This is a genomic window from Pseudomonas fluorescens, from assembly GCF_902497625.1.
GTDB classification, from domain to species: Bacteria; Pseudomonadota; Gammaproteobacteria; order Pseudomonadales; family Pseudomonadaceae; genus Aquipseudomonas; species Aquipseudomonas fluorescens_BQ.
On sequence record NZ_CABVGX010000023.1, the window covers coordinates 1 to 20,841 of the forward strand.

The window sequence follows — 20,841 nt, forward strand, 5'->3', positions numbered from 1 at the left end:
GCTCGGTGGTTTGCTGGGTGGCGGCTCGTCAACCGGCCGCAGCCGTTCGGGCGGGGCCAACTACGCGGCGCTGGCCTCGCTGGGGATGATGGCCTTCAAGGCTTATCAAGCCTGGCAACGCAATCAGGCAACAGCACCGCAGGAGACGCCACGCACCGTGGATCTGTTGTCGGGCCCTGAAGTCGAGGAGCACAGCCACGCCATCCTGCGTGCATTGATCGCAGCGGCCAAAGCCGATGGACATATTGATGAAGCCGAACAGCAGATGATAAGCGGCGAAATCCGTCGGCACACGGACGATCCCCAATTACAGCACTGGCTGGACGCCGAGGTGGCCCGGCCGCTCGACGTTGCGGACGTGGCGCAAGCTGCGACAAATCCGGCCGTGGCCGCCGAAATGTACCTGGCCAGCGTCATGTTGGTGGACGACCAGCAGGACGCGGAACGTAGCTATCTGGATGAGCTCGCCGCCGCACTGAAGATCGATCCGCAGTTGCAGGTGCAGTTGGAGCAGCAAGCCAAAGGCCAGCTAGCCTAAGGTAAACGCGCACTGATCCGATACCGCCCTGCAAGCCGTCTGTCAGGGCATTTTCAACAAGAATGGAATTTTTCTTCGGAACCATCGCTCTGCTGATGTAGAGACGAGCTGATCCAGCGTCCTGCCACTGGCCTCAGACCAAGAGATATGTCCATGACTGCCCTGACCCGACTTGAATCCCGGCCCGCCCACGAATACCCGATTCCTGGCGCCGGTACGACCAAGCAAATCTACGCACAGTTGCTGCAGAGCGATGATGCCGAGCACCGCTGCGCTTTGGCCCACAGCTTTCTGGAAGCCCAAATACTCGAAGCCGCGCAGCTGCCCGAGGAAATGCCCCGGGACTTGTCGGCCTTGCAGTCCTTCGTCGAGCAGCACAGCGCCGACGTCGCCCGCCAATATGCCGACTATCTGCAACAACGCAAAGCGGGCGGGCCCCGGCAGTTTTTCAGCAACAAGTCCCACGCATTGTTTTTCCTGCAAGCCGTCGGCCCGACCAAACTGGTGGATGGCGCGTGGCTGTATGGCCTGTTGCAACATTGGCGCGACCCGCGTTTCGAAGGCCTGATCTGTACCTACCTGGAAGAGCTGGGCGATGGCAACCCGGCGCAGAACCATGTAGTCATTTATCGCAAGTTGCTCGCCGAACACGGCCTGCAGGACAATGGCGTGATTGCCGACGAGCACTACCTGCAAGGGGCCATTCAACTGGCTCTGGGTGAATGCACCGACAGTTTTCTGCCAGAAGTCATCGGCTACAACCTCGGCTACGAGCAACTTCCGCTGCACCTGCTGATCAGTTCCTACGAACTTAGCGAGCTGGGCATCGACCCGTATTACTTCACGCTCCATGTGACCATCGACAACGCCAGTACCGGCCACGCGCAAAAAGCCGTGCAGTCGGTGCTTGAACTGCTGCCGATAGAAGGCGACCGCGAAGAGTTCATGCGCAGGGTTGCGCTGGGCTATCGGCTGAATGACCTGGGGCAGGGCAGCCGCGCGATCATCGAGTCGTTCGACCTCTATGGCGAAGTGCTGAACATGCTCGAGCGCAAGCGTCCGTTTGGTCAGCACATGCATTCTGACTATTGCCGCTTCGAGGGCAAGACCGTTAACGAATGGTTGTCTTCTGCGGAACAGTTGCCTGCGTTTCTCACGGCCATGGAAAACAAGGGCTGGATCAAGCGGCATCAGGACCCGCAGCAAAGCCGCTTCTGGCAGCTGATCGATGGTGACGGCGCGGCCATGTTCGGCGTGTTCAGCCCATATGAAAAGCAACTCTTGCAGGACTGGATTGCCGGTGACTGGAAACCTGAACGCTCACCTTCCCCATTTCGGCGTGGCACCTGTGCAGGCGCCGAGCCTGAGTTGCCTGTCAACGATCCGGATATTCAAAGCCTGCAATCGGCGCTCGAAGGCCTGTCCAGGCACGAGCAGATGCAAGCATTGATCCCCTGGCTGTCGGCGCGCCGCCACTCTCATCCTGCCGGGCTGATGGCCACGCGACGATTCATCGAACTCAAATCCAGCCTGCGCTAGGGAGCACTGCATGAATCAGGAAGAACGACTCGGCGGCGCCGATCTCGCGTTATTGCAATTGGGCCGCCGTTTGCAGGCTGATGGGTACCGTTTTATCACTCCGACCCCGCTCACTCACCAGCGCGTCAACGATCGCGCTTTCGGGCAGCCCGCGCGCACGCTGCGCGAGGTGTTCGGTTGGTCGCGGCCATTTGAACCGGGGCTGTTATCGATGGATGAGCAGCGCCAGTTGCGGCAGGCGGATGTGCTCCAGGAGAGCAACGGGCGGCTGAAAAGCCTGGTGCGCTGGTCGAGCCTGGATGACGTGCTGTTCGTCCATTCCGGATTCCCCACCGAGGCCGCCGACGCGGTGTTTTTCGGTCCGGATTCCTACCGCTTCGCGCAACTGATTCACGCCCATCTGCAGCAGTGTTTCGCGCCCGTGCGGCGCGCCGTCGACATCGGCTGTGGCGCCGGCGTCGGGGCGATTGTGATTGCCCGCGCCCGTCGCGAAGCCGAGGTGCTGGCGGTCGACATCAATCCGGCAGCGTTACGCATGACGGCCGTCAACGCTGCGTTGGCCGAGCTGGCCAACATCACGATCGAGACCAGTGATGTGCTCCAGGACGTCGACGGTCAATTCGACTTGATCGTCGCCAACCCGCCGTATATGGCCGATCCCGCCGAGCGCGCTTACCGTCATGGCGGGGGTGAATTTGGCGAGCAGCTGTCGCTGCGCATCGTCGAGCAAGCCCTGAATCGCCTGGCTCCGGGCGGTTCACTGGTGCTGTACACCGGTGTGGCGATGATCGACGGTCGCGATCCATTTCTCGAGGCGCTGATCCCGCGCCTCGAATCATCGCTGTTCGCCTGGACCTACCGTGAGCTCGACCCCGATGTTTTCGGCGAGGAGCTGTTGACTCCTGGCTATCAACGGGTGGAAAGGATCGCAGTGGTCGCCTTGATCGTCACCCGTATCGGCCCCGGCATCGGGGGCAGCGTTGAATCGGCAGGTGCGCCATGAGCAAAAATCTGGATGATTACAACCGCATGCGCGATTTCTCGGCGACCTCGGAACCGGCCGCCAAGCCTTCGAAACGCAAAGCTGCGAAAGACCATGCGTTGCAGTTCTGCATCCAGAAGCATGACGCCTCGCGCCTGCACTACGACTTTCGCCTGGAGCTCGACGGCGCGCTGAAAAGCTGGGCAGTGCCTAAAGGTCCCTCGCTGGACCCTCACGTCAAACGCCTGGCCGTGCATGTTGAAGACCATCCGCTCGACTATGCCACCTTCGAAGGCAGCATCCCCGAAGGCCATTATGGCGCCGGTGACGTGATCGTCTGGGACCGGGGCGTGTGGATCCCTCAAGAGGACCCCGCCACAGCGTATGCCAAAGGCAAGCTCAAGTTCGAGCTGCAGGGTGAGAAGCTCGGTGGATTATGGAACCTGGTGCGCACGCATATGCCCGGCAAGCAGGAACAGTGGTTTCTGATCAAGCATCAGGACAGCGCCGCCAAACCTGAAAGCGACTACGACGTGGTCGTCGCCGCGCCGGACAGCGTGCTCAGCGACCGCACCATCGTGCCGAAAAAATCGAAAACAGCCGCAGCCAAACCCAAGGCGGTGAAAAAACCGGCGAAAGCAGCGCCCAAGGAAGAGTCGACGCCGTTGACCGGCGCACACAAAGCCAGGTTGCCGGACACCTTGAAACCTGAATTGGCGACCCTGGTCGAAAAAGCTCCGGGTGGCGATTGGAGCTACGAGATCAAGTTCGACGGCTACCGCATCATGGCGCGGCTGGATCATGGGGAAGTCAAACTGTTCACGCGCAATGGCCATGACTGGACCCACAAACTGCCGAAGCAAGCTGAGGCGTTGACGGCGTTGGGGCTTGAATCAGCGTGGCTTGACGGCGAAATGGTGGTGGCCAACGAGCAAGGCGTGCCGGACTTTCAGGCACTGCAAAATGCCTTCGATTCGGGTCGTAGTGGCAACATCATTTACTACCTGTTCGACATGCCGTACCTCAACGGCGTGGACCTGCGCGAAGTCCCGGTAGAAGAGCGGCGCGCGGCACTGGCCACGGTACTCAAACCGAACGAAGACCCGCTGCTGCGTTTTTCCGATTCCTTTGGCGAAGAGCCCGAAGCGCTGCTCAATAGTGCCTGTCAGATGCAAATGGAGGGTCTTATCGGCAAGCGGCTGGGCTCGCCTTACGTGTCGCGGCGCAGCAATGACTGGATCAAGCTGAAGTGTAAGCACCGGCAGGAATTCGTCGTTGTCGGGTTTACCGACCCCAAGGGCTCGCGTAATGCTTTCGGTGCGTTGCTGCTGGGCTTGCATGACCGCGACAGCGGCGAGCTGCGCTATGCCGGCAAGGTCGGCACCGGTTTTAATGAGTCAACCCTCAAGCGAATTTATGAACAGCTGAAACCGCTGCAGACGAAGAAACCGGCGGTGGTCAACCCGCCGACCGGCTTCGACGCTAAAGGCGTGCACTGGCTCAAACCAACGCTGCTGGCGGAGGTGGCTTTTGCGGAAATGACCAAGGAGGGCTCGGTGCGGCATGCCGTGTTCCATGGCTTGCGCAACGACAAGCCTGCCGAAGACATCACTGAGGAGCGTCCGAAAGCCGTGAAAGCCGAATCTGCGAAAAAGCCCGCTGCTGCGGCGAAAAAAACTGCTGAAAAACCAGCCGCAGCAGCAAAAAAGACCGCTGCGGAAAAACCTGCCACGGCGAAGAAAACCAGCGCAGACAAACCCGCTGCCGCTCCCGTCAAGAAATCCACCAAAGCCGACACCGCGCCCTCCCAGCTCGGGCTCGGCGGTGGCAAAGTGCGCATTACCCACCCCGACCGGGTGATCGACGCCAGCAGCGGCACCACCAAGTTGCAGCTGGCCGAGTATTACGCCAGTGTCGCCGAGTGGATCCTGCCCGAGCTCAAGGATCGCCCGGTGGCTCTGGTGCGCGCCCCGGACGGGATTGCCGGCGAACTGTTTTTCCAGAAGAACGCCGAGCGCCTGGCGATCCCGGGGATCAGTACGCTGGACAAAGCCCTGACCGGTCAGCCGGTCATGCTGATCAATAATCCTGAAGCGCTGATCGGTGCAGTGCAGATGAGCACGGTCGAACTGCACACCTGGAACGCCACTTCGGTGAATCTCGACAAACCGGACCGCTTCGTCCTCGACCTGGACCCGGACCCGGCCCTGCCTTGGAAAAGCATGGTCGAGGCGACGCAACTGACGCTGACGGTGCTGGACGAACTGGGACTCACGGCATTTCTCAAGACCAGCGGCGGCAAAGGCATTCACTTGATGGTACCGCTGACCCGCAAGGCCGGCTGGGATGAGGTCAAGGAATTCAGTCACGCGATTGTCAGCCACATGGCAAAGCTGCTGCCGGACCGTTTTTCCGCAGTGTCCGGGCCGAAGAACCGGGTTGGGCGGATCTTCATCGATTACCTGCGCAACGGCCTGGGCGCTACCACCATCAGTGCCTATGCCGCACGGACGCGTGAAGGCCTGCCTGTGTCCATGCCAATCTTCCGTGAGGAAGTGGCGGAGCTCAAGGGCGGCAATCAGTGGAACGTGCACAACGCGCATGAGCGTTTGGTCGAGGTTGGCAATGAGCCGTGGGCGGACTGGAAGAAAGCCAGGCAGACAATCACCGCTGAGATGCGCCGCCGGGTAGGGATGAAAAAATAGCGCGAACAGGCGCTCAGGCGTCACGCAGCAAGTCGTTGGCGTTAAGCAATTCGTAGGCGATTTCCGGGCGCTTTTCGAGGCCGCGGCGGATGGCCGCCGGAATCGCCTGGCGGGTCTTGCGACACAGCCCCGGCAAATTGTCGATGGAAATGGCGATGCCACGCATGGTGCGCACTTCATTGGTCCCGGGCGCGATCGACACCCGGATCCCCAGCTGTTCAAACATGCGCTGTTGCAGACGTTCGAGATCACTGAGGCTCTGTAGATTTTCCAGGCGCTCGAGCAGCCGCTTTTCCTCATTGCGCGTCAGCAGCAGTATGCGGATATCGGCATCCGGTGTTTCCAGCAGCGGTTCACGCTCGCAGTTGCAAGCGCCGGGCGGGCAGGGTTGGCGGATCGAGAGCGCGGTTGTCATGCCGCCAATCATAGAGTGCTCCACCCGGGTTTGCCCATCCCGAAAACGCCCCCAAACACCCATCGCCAAAGCACCCGCTCTGTGGCTGCTCTGGGGGCAACTCTGTAGCAGCTGCCGAAGACTGCGTCCGGCTACGCAGCAGTCGTATAACAAGCGAATTCCTGGCTAATACAGTCGCCCAGCGGACCGCCGCCTCCGGCAGCTGCAACACAGGCTGCTGACCAGCCAGACCATCGTTGGATCCGCACAACTCCGGAACAAAACCTGTGTACCCTGTCCAACCCGCACGAAGTCTGAGCGCACGGTACATATGAATCAGTTGCTCAAGGTTATTTCCTTATTTGCCCTGGCAATCAGCCTGATTGGATGCATTGCTGCGCCCATCGCCTTGACGCCACAGACCGAGCAGCGCCTGCGCGGGCAAGCGCCGATTCGCTTTCTGCTGACGTTTGACGACGGCCCGAGTGCGTCCGACTGGTGGAATCCGACCGCAACCGTACTCGATAGCCTGGCCCGCAATGCGCTGCAGTCCGATATAAAAGCGGTGTTTTTCGTCCAGACTCGTGCGTCGCGCGCGGGCGGGAGTGAGCTGGGGCGACAGCTCATGCGTCGCGAACACGCCGAGGAACACATCCTGGGTTTGCATACCGCAACGTCCGGCCACAGCAACCATCGATTGCTGGACCCGACTGAACTGGAACAAACGCTCGGCATTGGCAGCACTGACATCGCATCAATCACCGGATCGCCACCGCGCCTGATTCGTCCACCTTTCTGGAACTATGACAAACGCACGTTCGCCGCTTATCAACGCCAAGGTTTCCATGTGCTGCTGACCGACCTGAGCGCCAATGACGGCAAAATCTGGGGTTTCAACGCCAGTCCCCGGCGGCGGGCCAACCTGTTGAGCCAATTGTCGATAGTGCGCGAGAGGGTGGCGCGGGGTGAGTTACCTGCGGTGGACGGAGCCACTCCGGTGGTCGTGACCTTCCACGATCTCAACCGTTACACCGCCCGCCACCTGCGCGAGTATCTGCAGATACTGATCGACAGTGCTCGCGCCACCGGAGTGAATCTTGCGCCTGAAGCGTTTTACGACGATCCCGCCGAACTGCAGCGAGCCGCCATGGCGCGGACGGTTCGCGACAGTTCAGAGCCGGTGGAATTGCCGGGAATGTGGAACTGGATCTGGGGCAGTGATGAGCGTTGAGGCGTTTTTCATAAATAGCGCGATCGAGTGGCGGTCGACGCGCCCTTCGGCAGCTGCTACAGGTTGTGGTACACCGCAGACCCTGTAGCAGCTGGCGCAGCCTGCGTCCGGCGAAGCCGGTTTAAATTGATGATCACCGGCCATCTGTTTTACCGCCCACGCAGCCTTCGGCAGCTGCTACAGGTTGTGGTACACCGCAGACCCTGTAGCAGCTGGCGCAGCCTGCGTCCGGCGTAGCCGGTTTAAATTGATGATCACCGGCCATCTGGTAGGCCGCCGACGCAGCCTTCGGCAGCTGCTACAGGTTTCGGTGCAGCCCAGACCCTGTAGCAGCTGGCGCAGCCTGCGTCCGGCGTAGCCGGTTAAAATTGATGATCACCGGTCATCTGGTAGACCGCCGACGCAGCCTTCGGCAGCTGCTACAGGTTTCGGTGCACCGCAGACCCTGTAGCAGCTGGCGCAGCCTGCGTCCGGCGTAGCCGGTTTAAATTGATGATCACCGGCCATCTGGTAGGCCGCCGACGCAGCCTTCGGCAGCTGCTACAGGGGTTGGCGTCAACGGGGGTGTTTGTGTGAACCGAGCGGCTTCAATCCGTCGGCGATAGCTCATCAATCATCCGCAAACAATGGTTCAACCCCGGCGAAACATCACCCACGCGTCGGCTGAGGATGATTGGCGAGGTCGCGTTGTCTTCCAGCAAAGGCGTAAAACCGATGTCGTCGCGATGCAGCAGTTGCACCGAGGCCGGCACCAGCGTTACGCCGATCCCGGCCCCCACCAGGCCAATGGCCGTTTGCAGCTCGTTGGTCCATTGCGCCACGTTAATGCTCACACCGTAGGACTCGAATAAAGCCATCACATGGTCGGCATAACTCGGGCGCGGATTGCCGGGGTAGAGCACGAAGGGCTCTTTAGCCAATTCACGCAGGCTGATCGGCCCGGCGAGCAACGGGTGGCCGGCGGGCAGGGCGGCGACGAGGCGGTCTTCGGTCAACACTGTCTGAACGATTGCCGGATCGTCGATGCGGATTCGACCGAAGCCAATATCGATGCGCCCGGCCTTCAGCGCTTGCACCTGCTGCAACGTGGTCATTTCCGACAGCCCCAGTTCAAGTTCCAGCGGCTCGCCACGGCGCAGCCGCCGGATCAGTTCCGGCAACACGCCATATAAGGTAGAGGGCGCAAAACCGATGCCCAGCCAGGTTTTTTCGCCGAGGCCGATACGCCGCGTGTTGTCACACACCTTGCCCAGTTGCTCGAGCAGCGCGGTGCAATGCTCGTGGAAAAACCGTCCGGCTTCGGTCAGCTTCAACGGCCGCCCGCGCTCCAGCAGCAGCACGCCCAGTTCATCCTCAAGCTGCTGAATCTGCCGGCTCAACGGCGGTTGAGCGATGTGCAGCAGCTCGGCGGCGCGGGTGAAGTTTAGGGTTTGAGCCAGCACCTGAAAATAACGCAGGTGACGCAGTTCCATGGGACCTCCGCAATGAGTTTGCATACCTTAAAGGTATCAAGCCAGACTAATTCTATATTGGCTCCCCGGAAAAAGCCGTACGAGAATCGGTTCAAGAACTTTAAGAACCTGACGGGTATCGCCATGCGCGCAACAGCCATTGAATCGATCGAGACAATCATTGTCGATCTGCCGACCATCCGCCCGCACAAGCTGGCGATGCACACCATGCAGAACCAGACGCTGGTGATTATTCGTGTGCGCTGCGCAGACGGCATCGAAGGCCTCGGTGAATCCACCACCATCGGTGGCCTTGCCTACGGCAATGAAAGCCCGGAAAGCATCAAGACCAACATCGATCGACATTTCGCGCCGTTGCTGCTGGGCCAGGACGCGAGCAACATCAATGCTGCCATGTTGCGCCTGGAACGCAGCATCCGTGGCAATACGTTCGCCAAATCCGGCATCGAAACCGCGTTACTCGACGCGCAGGGCAAACGCCTTGGCCTGCCGGTCAGCGAACTCCTGGGTGGCCGTTTGCGCGATGCGCTGCCAGTAGCCTGGACCCTCGCCAGCGGCGACACGGCCAAAGACATCGCCGAAGCGGAGCAGATGCTCGACCTGCGTCGCCATCGCATCTTCAAGCTGAAAATCGGTGCCGGTGAAGTCAATCGCGACCTGGCTCACGTCATCGCCATCAAAAAAGCTCTGGGCGATCGCGCCAGTGTACGGGTCGACGTCAATCAGGCCTGGGATGAGGCAGTCGCCATACGCGCGTGCCGGATCCTCGGCAGCAACGGCATCGACCTGATCGAACAGCCGATCTCACGCAATAACCGCGCCGGCATGGCGCGCCTGAACGTGATGAGCCCGGCGCCGATCATGGCCGACGAATCTATCGAGTGTGTGGAAGACGCGTTCAATCTGGCGCGCGAAGGCGCAGCGTCGGTGTTCGCTTTGAAGATCGCCAAGAACGGCGGCCCGCGTGCCGTGCTGCGTACCGCGGCGATTGCCGAAGCCGCCGGCATCGGCCTGTATGGCGGCACCATGCTTGAAGGCGGCCTCGGCACCATGGCTTCTGCGCACGCCTTTATCACCCTGAACAAACTGGCTTGGGACACCGAGCTGTTCGGGCCGTTGCTGCTGACTGAGGATGTTCTCAGCGAACCACTGGTCTACCGCGATTTCGAGCTGCATGTACCGCAAACACCGGGTCTGGGCCTGAAACTGGATGAAGAGCGCCTGGCGTTTTTCCGTCGCGACAAATCATCCACTGTCGTTCATCAAGTCTGAGGAGTGCATCATGCTGTTCCACGTAAAAATGACCGTGAATCTGCCGGTCGACATGAATCCCGAAGCAGCCGCCAGTCTGAAGGCTGAAGAAAAAGCCCTGGCTCAGCGCTTGCAGGATCAAGGCAAGTGGCGTCATCTGTGGCGCATCGCCGGGCTATATGCCAATTACAGCGTGTTTGATGTCGACAGCGTTCAGGAACTGCACGACCTGCTGATGCAGTTGCCGCTTTACCCGTACATGGCGATCGAAGTCACCGCGATGTGCCGGCATCCTTCTTCAATCCGCGAGGATGACCGCTGAACCGCGTCTGTTCAGTTCGCTACGCTAATAATTACAAGATGAGGAACCACCATGAACGTCAAGATTTCCCACACTGCCAGCGCCCAGAAGTTTCTCGAAGAGGCCAGCGGGCTGACCAACGATGCCGGTGACCCACGCACCAAGGCGCTGATCTATCGCATCCTGCGCGACTCGGTGAATATCATCGAAGACCTCGCCGTGACCCCGGAAGAGTTCTGGAAAGCCGTCAATTACCTGAACGTGCTGGGTGCACGGCAGGAGGCCGGGCTGGTCGTCGCCGGGCTCGGTCTGGAGCATTACCTCGACCTGTTGATGGATGCTGAGGACCAACAGAACGGCATCGCTGGCGGGACGCCGCGGACCATCGAAGGGCCGTTGTATGTCGCCGGTGCGCCATTGTCTGATTTCGAAGCGCGCCTGGATGACGGCGCCGATCCGGGCGTGGTGCTATTCATGCAGGGCCAGGTGAAAAACACCGCCGGTGAGCCACTCGCCGGGGCGATCGTCGACGTGTGGCACGCGAACACCGGCGGCACCTATTCGTATTTCGATGCCACGCAATCGGAGTTCAACCTGCGTCGGCGCATCGTCACCGATGCCGAGGGACGCTACCGTTTTCGCAGCATCGTGCCGTCGGGCTACGGTTGCCCACCGGACGGTCCGACCCAGCAACTGCTCGATCAACTGGGCCGGCATGGTCAGCGCCCGGCGCACATTCACTTCTTCATTTCCGCGCCGGATCATCGCCACCTGACCACCCAGATCAACCTGGACGGCGACCAGTACCTGCACGACGATTTCGCCTACGCCACGCGCGATGAGCTGATTGCTAAAATCACCTTCAGCGAAGATCAGCAGCGTGCAACAGCCTACGGTGTGAGCGGGCGCTTTGCCGAAATCGATTTCGACTTCACCCTGCAGAGCTCCGCGCAACCCGAAGAGCAACAGCGCATCGAGCGGGTTCGCGCGCTCGAGGATTGACGGCGCACGGTGGGAGCGAGCCTGCTCGCGAAGAGGCCTTCAGCAACAACATCCATGTTGACTGACAGTGCGCTTTCGCGAGCAGGCTCGCTCCCACAGTGTTTGCCAGTGAAACCCCATACATCAATGAGAGTAACCCGACGATGCAAGCGCAATTACTGAGTCAGCGCAGCAGAGTATTCGACCATGCCGACCCCTACGCGGTGTCGGGCTACGTCAATCAGCACGTCGGCAATCACTGCATCCTGATGCCCCGAGCGGGGCGACCATTGGCCAGCCTCGATCACCGCAAGTTCGCCAGCCTTGACCTGTGCCGTATCAGTTATGGGGCCAGCGTGCGCGTGACATCGGGGGCGCTGGAAAGCGTTTATCACCTGCAGGTGCTGCTGCGCGGGCACTGTCTGTGGCGCGGTCACGGTCAGGAACATTACTTCGCTCCCGGTGAATTACTGCTGATCAATCCGGACGACACAGTGGACCTGACGTATTCGGATGATTGCGAAAAATTTATCCTGAAAATTCCCACCCATCTGTTCAAGTCGGTCTGCGACGACCAGCGCTGGCGCTATCCCGGCCAGGGCGTGCGTTTTCTGGAAAACCGCTATCAGCTTGATGAGCTGGAAGGTTTTGTCGGTCTGCTGGCGATGATTTGTCAGGAAGCCGAAGCCACGGAACAGCTGCCCAGGGTGCAGGAGCACTACGCGCAAATCATCGTCAGCAAGATGCTCAGCTTGATGAAGACCAACGTCAGCCGCATCTGCCTTGGCTCGCATACGGCGACGTTCGACGTATTGGCCGACTACATCGCGCAACACCTCAAGCATGACATCGTCAGCGAAGACCTGGCGCGCCAGGCCCGAATGAGCCTGCGTTCGCTGTACGGGTTGTTCGAGCGCCATGCCGGCACCACGCCGAAAAACTACATCCGCGAAAAACGCCTCGAACGGATCAATGCCTGCCTCAGCGACCCGACCTGCAACGTGCGCAGCGTTACGGAAATCGCCATGGATTACGGGTTTCTGCATTTGGGACGGTTTTCCGAGCATTACCGCAAGCAGTTCGGCGAGTTGCCCTCGGACACCCTCAAGAGTCGGCATTGATCTCAGTGGCCGACGCATCACCTGTGGCGAGGGGGCTTGCCCCCGTTGGGTGGCGAAGCCGCCCTGAATTTTGTCAGGCCCAAACACATCTGTGCCGGGTGAGATCGGGGGCCGCTTCGCGCCCCAACGGGGGCAAGCCCCCTCACCACAGAGCAATGCTTTGGCCACGCGAGCAGCCGTTGGACACCCTCAAGAGTCGGCATTGATCTCAGTGACCGACGCATCACCTGTGGCGAGGGCATCTGTCACCTCCCTGTGGAGAGGGCATTTGTCACCTCCCTGTGGAGAGGGGATTTTCACCTTTGTGGCGAGGGGGCTTGCCCCCGTTGGGTGGCGAAGCCGCCCTGAATTTTGTCAGGCCCAAACATCTTTGTGCCGGGTGAGATCTGGGGGCCGCTTCGCGCCCCAACGGGGGCAAGCCCCCTCGCCACAGAGGAATGCTTTGGCCACGCGAGCAGCCGTTGGACACCCTCAAGCGTCGCCATGATCTCAGTGGCCGACGCATCAGCTGGGAGAGGGCATTTGTCACTTTCCTGTGAGAAGGCATTTGTGACCTCCCTGTAGAGAGGGGATTTTTCACCTTTGTGGCGAGGGGGCTTGCCCCCGTTGGGTGGCGAAGCCGCCCTGAATTTTGTCAGGCCCAAACACATCTGTGCCGGGTGAGATCGGGGCCGCTTCGCGCCCCAACGGGGGCAAGCCCCCTCGCCACAGAGGAATGCTTTGGCCACGGGTAATGCCATTGCTACAGGTGTGCTTCGGCCACAGGTGCCTTTACCACAAACCGATCGTAGCTTCCTTAGTTGCACAAAACGGACAAAGGTCTGCACCCAGCGGATAGTCCGTCCACATCCCCCGTCCTAGCATGGCCCTGCCTGAACAATAACAATGGAGGCGGCGGCCATGACCCTGCGACCCGAATATCTTCATTCCCTGCTCGAAGATGACAAAGACACCGGCATCTACCGCTGCAAGCGCGAGATGTTCACCGATCCGCGCCTGTTCGATCTCGAGATGCAACACATCTTCGAAGGCAACTGGCTGTACCTCGCCCACGAAAGCCAGATCCCCAACAAAAACGATTTCTACACCACCACCATGGGACGCCAGTCGATTTTCATCGCGCGCAACAAGGACGGTGAGCTCAACGCATTCCTTAACGCCTGCAGCCATCGCGGCGCGACGCTGTGCCGGCACAAATCCGGCAACAAGAGTTCCTACACCTGTCCGTTCCATGGCTGGACTTTCAACAACTCCGGCAAACTGCTCAAGGTCAAAGACCCGGCGCAAGCGGGTTACCCGGCCAGTTTCAATTGCGACGGCTCCCACGACCTGACCAAAGTCGCCCGGTTCGAGTCCTATCGCGGCTTTCTGTTCGGTAGCCTGAAGGCCGAAGTCGAGCCGCTGGTCGATCATCTCGGCGAGTCGGCAAAAATCATCGACATGATTGTCGACCAGTCTGCCGATGGCCTCGAAGTACTGCGCGGTTCGTCCAGCTACATTTACGAAGGCAACTGGAAACTCACCGCCGAAAACGGTGCCGATGGTTACCACGTCAGCTCCGTGCACTGGAACTACGCTGCCACGCAGAATCAACGCAAACAGCGCGAAGCCGGCGATAGCAACCCGACCATGAGCGCCGGCACCTGGGCCAAACAGGGTGGTGGTTTCTACTCGTTCGACAAGGGCCACATGCTCCTCTGGACACGCTGGTCCAACCCCGAGGATCGCCCGCTGTACGAACGCCGTGACGAGCTGGCGCAAGACTTCGGCAAGGCTCGTGCTGACTGGATGATCGAGAACTCGCGCAACCTGTGCCTGTACCCGAACGTGTACTTGATGGATCAGTTCAGTTCACAGATTCGCATCGCCCGGCCGATCTCCGTCAACCGCACGGAAATCACCATCTACTGCATCGCCCCAAAAGGCGAAAGCGATCAGGCGCGCTCGAGCCGGATTCGTCAGTACGAAGATTTTTTCAACGTCAGCGGTATGGCTACGCCGGACGACCTTGAAGAGTTTCGCTCTTGCCAGACCAGCTACGAAGGCAGCGTCACCACGTGGAACGACATGTCCCGGGGCGCCGAGCACTGGATCGAAGGCGCCGACGACGCCGCCAGGGAAATCGACCTGCGCCCGTTGCTCAGCGGCGTGCGTACCGAGGACGAAGGCCTGTTCGTGCTGCAACACAAGTACTGGCAGCAAACCATGCTCAAGGCGCTCGCCGCCCAGCAGTCCGAAATGATCGCAGTGGAGGCCGTGCAATGAGCATTTCCCATGATGCCGTGCGCGACTTCCTCTATCGCGAAGCGCGCCTACTCGACGACAAACAATGGGACGACTGGCTGGAGCTGTACGCACCGGACGCGACGTTCTGGATGCCGGCCTGGGACGACAATGACGAGCTGACTGAAGACCCGCAGCGGGAAATATCGCTGATCTGGTACGGCAATCGCACCGGCCTCGAAGACCGCGTCTTCCGCATCAAGACCGAGCGCTCCAGCGCGAGCATTCCGGACACGCGCACCTCGCACAACATCAGCAATATCGAGCTGCTGGAACAGGCCGACGGTTTCTGCAAGGTGCGCTTCAACTGGCACACCCTGAGCTTTCGCTACAAGACCGTCGACAGCTATTTCGGCAGCAGTTTCTACACCCTCGACCTGCGCGGTGAAAGCCTCCTGATCAAGGCCAAGAAAGTGATCCTGAAGAACGACTACGTTCGACAGGTCATTGATGTCTACCACCTCTGAGGCGGCCGTCATGACTCATTCCATTGCGTTCAATTTCGAAGACGGCGTCACCCGTTTCATCGACGCTGATAGCGGCGAAACCGTGGCCGATGCCGCTTACCGCCAGGGCATCAATATCCCGCTGGATTGCCGCGACGGCGCCTGCGGCACCTGCAAATGTTTCGCCGAAGCCGGGCGCTATGATTTGGGCGATGACTACATCGAAGACGCCCTCAGCCCGCAAGAGGCGCAGCAGGGCTTCGTCCTGACTTGCCAGATGCGCGCCCAGAGCGATTGCGTGATCCGCGTGCCTGCTTCATCGCAAGTTTGCCGCACCCGCCAGGCCAGTTACGAGGCGACGATCAGCGCTGTGCGGCAGTTGTCCGACAGTACCATCGCGCTGTCGATCAAAGACGAATCGCTGAGCACCCTCGCATTTCTGCCAGGGCAATACGTCAACCTCGGTATTCCCGGCAGCGAGCACACCCGCGCTTATTCGTTCAGCTCTTTGCAGCGTGATGGCGAGGTCAGTTTTCTGATCCGCAATGTGCCGGGTGGCTTGATGAGCAGCTTTCTCACCGGCATGGCGAAGACGGGCGACAGCATGAGTCTGGCCGGGCCGCTCGGCAGTTTTTATCTGCGCGAGATCCGGCGTCCTTTACTGCTGTTGGCAGGTGGCACCGGGTTGGCGCCTTTCACTGCGATACTGGAGAAAATCGCCGAGCAGGGCAGCGAATATCCGCTACACCTGATCTACGGCGTGACTCACGATGTCGATCTGGTGGAAATGGATCGCCTGGAAGCTTTCGCGGCGCGCATTGCCAATTTCAGCTTCAGCGCTTGCGTTGCCAGCCCCGACAGTCGGCACCCGCTCAAAGGTTACGTGACGCAGCACATCCAACCGCAGCACCTGAACGATGGCGACGTCGACGTTTACCTGTGCGGCCCGCCGCCGATGGTCGAGGCTGTCAGTCAGTTCATTCGCGAACAGGGCATCGCGCCGGCGAATTTCTATTATGAAAAATTTGCCGCCAGTGCGGCGTGAACGGGAGTGTCCATGAACAGGTTCACAGACAAAGTCGCGCTGATCACCGGCGCTGCACAGGGTATTGGCCGGCGCGTCGCCGAGCGCTTGGCTGAGGAAGGCGCGCGACTGATTCTGGTCGATCGTTCCGAGCTGGTGTTCGAGGTGCAAAAGCAGCTGGCGGGCGTGTGCCAGGTGCTGGCGTTGACGGCCGATCTCGAACAATACGAAGAATGCAGCCGAGTCATGCACGCCGCCGTGGAGCGCTTCGACCGTCTTGACGTGTTGATCAACAACGTCGGCGGGACGATCTGGGCGCAGCCGTTCGAGCATTACCAGGCGGCGCAGATCGAAGCTGAAGTGCGCCGCTCTTTATTCCCGACGCTGTGGTGCTGCCATGCGGCCCTGCCGTTCATGCTGGAGCAAGGCAGCGGCGCCATCGTCAACGTGTCATCGATTGCCACGCGCAGCATCAACCGCGTGCCGTATGGCGCGGCCAAAGGCGGGGTGAATGCGCTGACGGCGTGCCTGGCCTTCGAGACGGCGGGGCGCGGAGTGAGGGTGAACGCGACTGCGCCCGGCGGTACAGAAGCGCCGCCACGACAGATTCCGCGCAACAGCGCCGAACAGACTGCTCAGGAGAAAGGCTGGTACCAGCAGATCGTCGATCAGACACTCGACAGCAGTCTGATGAAGCGCTACGGAACCCTGGACGAGCAGGCGGCGGCCATCCTGTTCCTGGCCAGCGACGAGGCTTCATACATTACGGGGATGGTCATGCCAGTGGGCGGGGGAGATCAGGGCTGACGGACAACTACAGGCGACGCTGAAACGCCCGCACGATTCTGCGCGTGGCGTCGCTGGTGTCGAGGTTTTGCACGGCATCCAGCGGGTACCAGATGCAATCGAAAATTTCGTTCTGCGGCCGCGCCTCATCGCAATTGAGTACCGACGCTTCGTAAACATGATGCTGCGTGCGTCCCGACTGCAATTCCATCAGGTACAGCAGGCCATCAACTCCGAGACCGGTTTCCTCCTGCAGCTCGCGCATCGCAGCGCCCGCAGTGGTTTCACCTCGCTCGACCTTTCCACCAGGCAAGGCCCAGCGACTTCCTGGCTTGCGCACCAGAAGGATATGTCGATCCTGTTCACAGATAACGGTTGCGCGTATTTTCATGTATTGACTGACCGCTAGATGTCACAAAAGTGTCATGCAAATGCAATATACGGACGCGAGTTTGAATGTCGAGGTCTATCCGGTTTGAGTAGTGGAGGGTGGCGATCGTGCTATCGGATTTCCAAGCCGTCACGACGTCTGGTCGGCCGATGTCCCGGGCCTGGGTGTAAGGTAGGCGTGTCAGTGGTGGATACCGGTACCGAAATGGAGGTGATTTATGAGCGTTCCGATGCTGAATAAGATGCACATGAACGGTTACGACGTACTCAGCGTTAACAATGGCCCTTGGCGTGTCTGCACCCAGGGCGACCGGCTCGGATCTTTTGCCAGCAGGGAGGAAGCACTGGCCTTCGCGGCATCGCTGCCGCGCTACCGAACCCGCGCCAAGACGCCTGCGAGTCAGAAAGCCGAGAACTGAAACGCAAAAAACCCGCATCACCGGGGTTTTTTCATTGAAGGCGGCTCAATTAATCATTCCAGGTTGTTCTCGGCACGGGCGGTAGTGCCTCCTGTCGGGACGTTGAGTGTGATCGTCCGGATCGGATGTCGTATTGAAGTGGTGAATTCTCGCCAGGCCTTGAGGCTTCTTCAAAATGACGACCACCGATGATTTCCGTTTCCACGCGCATGAACTGATCGTCGACCTCGACGCGGCCACCACGGAAATGATGAAGCTGATTTGCGCTCATCAGATGAGCGGCCCGGAGTGGGATCGTGTGTCCAGGTGGCAGCATGATGCCTACGAAAGATGGACTACCTACATGAACGCCAGGTCCTACCCCGATGCCGGCGATCAGAATGCCCCGCAATAAACCGTTCAATGAATGGATGTCTGCGCGATGACACGCTACATTCCCCGTTTTATGATTAAGGAAGCGTCATGCGGATGTTGTTGGGGGGAGTGGTAATGGCGTCATTGGCGGGCTGTTCGTTGCCTGCGTCGCTGGTACCGGGTGAACCGAATGTCAGCAAGTACAGTGAAAAGCCGCCCAAGGAATACGCCGCCTGCGTATTGCCCATCTGGCAATCGCATGTCTCGAAGTCAGCTCAGACGGGCATTTCCAACGGCTATCGAATCACTGCCCCGAGCATCATCACGGCGGATGAGATTCTCGACATTGTGAAATCGAAGAATGGCAGTCACGTTTCACTGTACCAAGGCCCGCCGTGGGCCAAGTCTGGCGCGTTACGCCAGGCCGTGCGTGATTGCCTGTAAGCGTCAGTCGCTGACCTCGGTCAGTGTGAGACGGGTGTCATCGCTGGCCGGTCCATTGCCGATGATCTTCCTGTCTCGGCGTTCGCTGATCCAGCTGTCCACTTGATCATTGAATGGCGCAGGTGCTTTGCGTGCAACTTTTCTCGCCAGATCCAGAATGGTCTGCTGAGCGAGAGCCTCTTCCATACGCTTCTGCGCGGTCATCATGACCGCGTGGATAGAACATGGCCCGGTGACCGCCCAAGCCGGTGCGTCGCCTTCGAACAGCGCGCAACGGCCACGGATTTCGCGACAATCGAAAATCAGCTTCTGCCCGTCGATCGCATTGACGATATCCAGCACGCTGATCTCGTCCGAAGCACGCGCCAACTTGAATCCGCCGCGCACGCCCTCAGTCGCCACGACCAGTTTGGCTTTGGCCAGCTTGGTGAAGATTTTCGCCAGATAATCCCCCGGCACCCCTTGTAATTCCGCGAGATCTCGCACGCTTGCCTCTCGCGTTTCGCCGCGATTACCCACCAGAAAAAGCAGGCAATGGATGCCGTACTCAACACCCGCGCTGTAGAGAGACATAGTGATCTCCGACTGAATTTGTCGTCAATGCTATCAGCTGGTCGCTGGATGAGCAATGAGTCCGGATGTCTTCTTGCTCACTGTCTACCCTGTAAGTGTTGTCGTAGAAGCCGTTTCGAGTAATCGAAGTTTGCGATAGCAACCATCAGCAGAAACCGATTGATAATTTAAACTAGGATCAATACATTCGTAGTTGCTCGGTCGGCATCGGCATGAGCATGACCTTTATCAAATCCAACAATCGGTCTCTCGCGGAGTTGAAAATGAAACAGCACATTCTGGTAATCGGTTCAGGTTTTGGCGGCATGTGGGCGGCGTTGAGTGCAACGCGTCTGTTCGATATCCATGGGCGTGACGATGTTGAAGTGACTGTCCTGGCCCCGCAGGCCGAGCTGCGTGTGCGTCCGCGCTTCTACGAGCCGAACGCCCATCAACTGGCCGCTCCGATCGGCGAGTTGTTCGACGCGGTCGGCGTGTCATTCATCAAAGGCGCAGCCGAAACCATCGACGTGGCGCGCAAAAGCGTTGGCTACATCGATGGATCCGGTGCCACACAGCAGTGCAGCTACGACAAGCTCGTTCTTGCCACCGGCAGCCGTCTCGCTATTCCGGCGACTGCAGGGGTGGTCGAGCACGCATTCGATGTCGATCAGATTGAAGAAGCCATGCGTCTGGAGAACCATCTCAAAGCGCTGGCGAGCCTGCCGTCGAGTCGAGCTCGCAACACTGTGGTAGTGGCGGGCGGCGGTTTCACCGGTATTGAAACGGCCACCGAAATGCCAGCTCGGCTGCGAGCGATTCTGGGCGATGAGGCCGCTTTCGAAGTGATCATCGTTGATCGAGGCGAGAAGATTGGCGGCTCAATGGGTGCAGAAATCGCCAGGTCCATCGAAGAAGCAAGCATCGAAACCGGTGTCACCTGGCGTCTCAAATCGTCAGTGGTGAGCGTCGATGCGGACGGCGTGACGCTCTCCGATGGTCAGCGCATCGAAAGCAAAACCGTGATCTGGACCACCGGCGTCCGCGCCAGCTCATTGACCGAGCAGATCCCGGGGGAGCGTGATCATCTTGGTCGGCTGCACGTGGACAGCCACCTGAAAGTCATCGGCCAGGACGATATCTACGCGACGGGTGACGTCGCTTACGCGGCCTCTGACGACATCGGCAACTACGCCTTGATGACTTGTCAGCACGCTATATCGCTGGGACGTCACGCAGGTAACAATGTCGCTGCGCATATTCTCGGGGTAGACCCGACGCCGTACAGCCAGCCCAAATATGTTACGTGCCTGGATCTCGGCAGCTGGGGCGCTGTGTATACCGAAGGTTGGGATCGTCAGGTCAAGTTAGTGAAACAGGAGGGCAAGAACCTGAAAACCCAGATCAACACGGTGTGGATCTATCCGCCGATCGCTGACCGGGCAGCCGCATTGGCAGCGGCGGATCCTATGATTCCTGTAGCCTGACTTGGGTGATCGAGCAAGACGCAGAGCCCCTTGAGCCTGGTCACCCTTAAAAAATGTGTGGATATAGAGTGGGTTAGCGATGTTAGTAACTGAATGGTGAATTAAAACATCTTGTTACATGGTGCAATTGTCAGTAACATT

21 protein-coding genes are annotated in these 20,841 nt (G+C 59.6%); 17 read left to right on the plus strand and 4 right to left on the minus strand.

Translation table 11 applies throughout. From position 1 onward, the window contains the following. The 4 genes from F8N12_RS15290 to ligD all read left to right on the plus strand — a co-directional run. Positions 1-538 (plus strand): tellurite resistance TerB family protein (locus F8N12_RS15290; RefSeq protein ID WP_150581178.1); only part of this gene is annotated, 538 nt, incomplete at its 5' end. A 153-nt stretch (positions 539-691) separates the two neighbouring features. After that, positions 692-2,077, plus strand: coding sequence for an iron-containing redox enzyme family protein (locus F8N12_RS15295; RefSeq protein ID WP_150581179.1), 1,386 nt, complete (start codon positions 692-694; stop codon positions 2,075-2,077). A gap of 10 nt (positions 2,078-2,087) precedes the next feature. Continuing rightward, positions 2,088-3,080, plus strand: coding sequence for a methyltransferase (locus F8N12_RS15300; protein WP_150581180.1), 993 nt, complete (start codon positions 2,088-2,090; stop codon positions 3,078-3,080). After that, positions 3,077-5,764 (plus strand): DNA ligase D, encoded by a 2,688-nt coding sequence (ligD, locus tag F8N12_RS15305; protein WP_150581181.1) that lies wholly within the window; start codon positions 3,077-3,079, stop codon positions 5,762-5,764. Before F8N12_RS15300 ends, ligD begins: the two co-directional genes overlap by 4 nt. Positions 5,765-5,777: 13 nt before the next feature. Here the strand turns inward: ligD and F8N12_RS15310 are convergent, their stop codons facing one another. Further along, entirely contained in the window at positions 5,778-6,179 is a 402-nt protein-coding gene (locus tag F8N12_RS15310; protein ID WP_150581182.1) for a hypothetical protein, read from the minus strand. A 310-nt stretch (positions 6,180-6,489) separates the two neighbouring features. On the opposite strand from F8N12_RS15310, the gene F8N12_RS15315 reads away from it, so the two are divergent. Next, the gene (locus F8N12_RS15315) at positions 6,490-7,389 is read left to right on the plus strand and encodes a polysaccharide deacetylase family protein (RefSeq protein ID WP_150581183.1); all 900 of its coding nucleotides are present in this window, start codon (positions 6,490-6,492) and stop codon (positions 7,387-7,389) included. 587 nt (positions 7,390-7,976) lie between these two features. On the opposite strand, the gene F8N12_RS15320 is transcribed toward F8N12_RS15315, so the two are convergent. Next, on the minus strand, positions 7,977-8,861 hold the full coding sequence (locus tag F8N12_RS15320) for a LysR family transcriptional regulator (protein ID WP_150581184.1): 885 nt from the start codon (positions 8,859-8,861) through the stop codon (positions 7,977-7,979). A 123-nt stretch (positions 8,862-8,984) separates the two neighbouring features. Here F8N12_RS15320 and F8N12_RS15325 point away from each other — a divergent pair, with 123 nt between their 5' ends. The 8 genes from F8N12_RS15325 (at position 8,985) to F8N12_RS15370 (ending at position 17,075) form a co-directional block, all read left to right on the plus strand. Further along, entirely contained in the window at positions 8,985-10,133 is a 1,149-nt protein-coding gene (locus F8N12_RS15325) for a muconate cycloisomerase family protein (RefSeq protein ID WP_191623170.1), read from the plus strand. A 10-nt stretch (positions 10,134-10,143) separates the two neighbouring features. Beyond that, the gene (catC, locus tag F8N12_RS15330) at positions 10,144-10,434 is read left to right on the plus strand and encodes a muconolactone Delta-isomerase (protein ID WP_028620010.1); all 291 of its coding nucleotides are present in this window, start codon (positions 10,144-10,146) and stop codon (positions 10,432-10,434) included. A 51-nt stretch (positions 10,435-10,485) separates the two neighbouring features. After that, entirely contained in the window at positions 10,486-11,415 is a 930-nt protein-coding gene (catA, locus tag F8N12_RS15335; protein ID WP_150581185.1) for a catechol 1,2-dioxygenase, read from the plus strand. Between the two features lie 143 nt (positions 11,416-11,558). After that, entirely contained in the window at positions 11,559-12,515 is a 957-nt protein-coding gene (locus F8N12_RS15345; protein ID WP_150581186.1) for an AraC family transcriptional regulator, read from the plus strand. A gap of 900 nt (positions 12,516-13,415) precedes the next feature. Next, complete coding sequence (benA, locus tag F8N12_RS15355) at positions 13,416-14,780, plus strand: benzoate 1,2-dioxygenase large subunit (protein WP_150581187.1); 1,365 nt, start codon at positions 13,416-13,418, stop codon at positions 14,778-14,780. Continuing rightward, entirely contained in the window at positions 14,777-15,265 is a 489-nt protein-coding gene (gene benB, locus F8N12_RS15360) for a benzoate 1,2-dioxygenase small subunit (RefSeq protein ID WP_150581188.1), read from the plus strand. The genes benA and benB overlap by 4 nt, the downstream gene beginning before the upstream one ends. Before the next feature lie 10 nt (positions 15,266-15,275). Continuing rightward, on the plus strand, positions 15,276-16,289 hold the full coding sequence (benC, locus tag F8N12_RS15365) for a benzoate 1,2-dioxygenase electron transfer component BenC (protein ID WP_150581189.1): 1,014 nt from the start codon (positions 15,276-15,278) through the stop codon (positions 16,287-16,289). A gap of 12 nt (positions 16,290-16,301) precedes the next feature. Next, positions 16,302-17,075: a 1,6-dihydroxycyclohexa-2,4-diene-1-carboxylate dehydrogenase gene (locus F8N12_RS15370; protein WP_150581190.1), complete on the plus strand. Its 774-nt coding sequence runs from the start codon at positions 16,302-16,304 to the stop codon at positions 17,073-17,075. 7 nt (positions 17,076-17,082) lie between these two features. On the opposite strand, the gene F8N12_RS15375 is transcribed toward F8N12_RS15370, so the two are convergent. After that, on the minus strand, positions 17,083-17,445 hold the full coding sequence (locus F8N12_RS15375) for an NUDIX hydrolase (protein WP_150581191.1): 363 nt from the start codon (positions 17,443-17,445) through the stop codon (positions 17,083-17,085). Between the two features lie 217 nt (positions 17,446-17,662). Here F8N12_RS15375 and F8N12_RS15380 point away from each other — a divergent pair, with 217 nt between their 5' ends. The 3 genes from F8N12_RS15380 to F8N12_RS15390 all read left to right on the plus strand — a co-directional run bounded on the left by F8N12_RS15380 (position 17,663) and on the right by F8N12_RS15390 (position 18,661). Beyond that, the gene (locus F8N12_RS15380; protein WP_150581192.1) at positions 17,663-17,863 is read left to right on the plus strand and encodes an SPOR domain-containing protein; all 201 of its coding nucleotides are present in this window, start codon (positions 17,663-17,665) and stop codon (positions 17,861-17,863) included. Positions 17,864-18,038: 175 nt separating this feature from the next. Then, positions 18,039-18,257, plus strand: coding sequence for a hypothetical protein (locus F8N12_RS15385; protein ID WP_150581193.1), 219 nt, complete (start codon positions 18,039-18,041; stop codon positions 18,255-18,257). A 68-nt stretch (positions 18,258-18,325) separates the two neighbouring features. Further along, the gene (locus F8N12_RS15390; RefSeq protein ID WP_150581194.1) at positions 18,326-18,661 is read left to right on the plus strand and encodes a hypothetical protein; all 336 of its coding nucleotides are present in this window, start codon (positions 18,326-18,328) and stop codon (positions 18,659-18,661) included. Between the two features lie 3 nt (positions 18,662-18,664). Here the strand turns inward: F8N12_RS15390 and F8N12_RS15395 are convergent, their stop codons facing one another. Continuing rightward, a complete protein-coding gene (locus tag F8N12_RS15395) occupies positions 18,665-19,234 on the minus strand; it encodes an RrF2 family transcriptional regulator (protein ID WP_150581195.1) in 570 nt (189 codons plus the stop codon). Between the two features lie 263 nt (positions 19,235-19,497). On the opposite strand from F8N12_RS15395, the gene F8N12_RS15400 reads away from it, so the two are divergent. After that, positions 19,498-20,700 (plus strand): NAD(P)/FAD-dependent oxidoreductase, encoded by a 1,203-nt coding sequence (locus F8N12_RS15400; protein ID WP_150581196.1) that lies wholly within the window; start codon positions 19,498-19,500, stop codon positions 20,698-20,700. The last annotated feature ends 141 nt before the right edge of the window (positions 20,701-20,841 follow it).